Source organism: Hallella seregens ATCC 51272 (genome assembly GCF_000518545.1).
In the GTDB taxonomy this organism is placed as follows: Bacteria; Bacteroidota; Bacteroidia; order Bacteroidales; family Bacteroidaceae; genus Prevotella; species Prevotella seregens.
The window spans coordinates 1-1,463 of sequence record NZ_JADU01000056.1; the positions used below are offsets into that span (position 1 = coordinate 1).

Below are 1,463 nucleotides of genomic sequence, written 5' to 3' on the forward strand. Positions count from 1 at the left end.
TTCACTTTCCGTTGTCTTGGACAAATTTCCCGTGGGAAATCTTCACTTTCCATTGTCTTGGACAAATTTCCCGAGGGAAATCTTCACTTCCCGTTTTTTATGGGTTGACAAAGACAACGTATAACAACCCATAACAACGGCAGCACCGCGGCACAGCGTTGTTTTCGGTTGTTGTTCGTTGTCTTTTTGAACCCGGTGCGATTGGGCGTTGTCTTTCAATTCCCCATGCGCTGCACCCTGTAGGGACATACGCCCTGTGTGTCCGCAACATCGTCGGATGAGTAAACCCCTCGGGAATGAACCACACACGACGGAAAACAAAAATCCTGGCAACGGTGGAAAACAACCGTCCCACGCTCGAGAACGAAGCGTGGGACGAAAGTCTCTATATATTCTAAGAGAATGCGGCAAACTCAAAGGGCATACGGGGGAGAAAGGGAAGTGTCAGAGATTCTCGTCTGTCAGCAGCTTCCTTGCCCCGTCGCCCTCCAATACGCGCATCTGCTGGATGGCCACTTGGTTGAGTTTGACCAAGCGATCGCCCTGTGGAATGCCCTCGTTGATGAGCACGGCATTGATGTTCTCCATGTTCGACAGGCATATCAGCTCGTTGATGGTGGCATAGTCGCGGATGTTGCCTTTCAACTCAGGATTTGCCTCGCGCCATTGACGGGCGGTGGTGCCGAACATGGCCACGTTCAGCACGTCGGCCTCTTCGGCATAGATGATGCTTGCCTGGGCCGGCGTCACCTCGTCGGGTATCAGGTGCTGCTTGATGGCGTCGGTGTGGATGCGGTAGTTGATTTTCGATAACTCGCGCTTGGCCGACCAGCCTATCTGTTTCTGCTCATCGGATTTGAGGCGCTGGAACTCTTCTATCAGATAGAGCTTGAACGGAACGCTGATGGCTGTCCCAAACTCGAAAGCAATGTCGCGGAAGGCGTATGTGCCGCCGTATTTGCCTCGCTTGACCACTATACCGATGGCATTCGTCTTCTCAATCCACTCACCTACGCTCATCACAAAACTTGGAAGACCTGCCTGAGATTTAAAGTGGTCGAATTCGACCACTTTAAACCCCGGATTGTGCATCATCTCCCATGTTCCGAGAAACTCGATGGTGTAGCGGTTGCGAATCCAATTCTTGATGATGTCCGCAGCCCGGCTTTCACTTTCCTTGGCGTTGGCCATATCCGTGAGCGAGATATAATCTCTGCCGTCATATTGGGTAACGGTTATCTGCGTGTCTTGAACCGTGATTTTCGCCATGTCTTTCATTTATTTTGATTTCAATGGCAAATATACCATTTTCCGGCAACAATTCCAAATTCCCACCGTTGGATTTTCGTTTCCGTCGTGTGTGTCAGCATGTCAAAGAGCGATGTTTGGGTATATCAGGAATTACTCCGCCACGGGCCGCACCCCTATTCCCATTCCTCGGGCAACAATGCTCCAGGTACGCA

1 protein-coding gene is annotated in these 1,463 nt (G+C 51.1%); it reads right to left on the bottom strand.

Translation table 11 applies throughout. The annotated features are described in order from the left end of the window. Window positions 1–444: 444 nt before the first annotated feature. A complete protein-coding gene (locus L888_RS0111105; RefSeq protein WP_027952939.1) occupies window positions 445–1,269 on the bottom strand; it encodes a KilA-N domain-containing protein in 825 nt (274 codons plus the stop codon). Window positions 1,270–1,463 lie beyond the last annotated feature (194 nt).

Bases quoted from the DNA above. Each gene is read 5' to 3' on its own strand.
- L888_RS0111105 (WP_027952939.1), bottom strand. From the start codon at position 1,269: ATGGCGAAAATCACGGTTCAAGACACGCAGATAACCGTTACCCAATAT.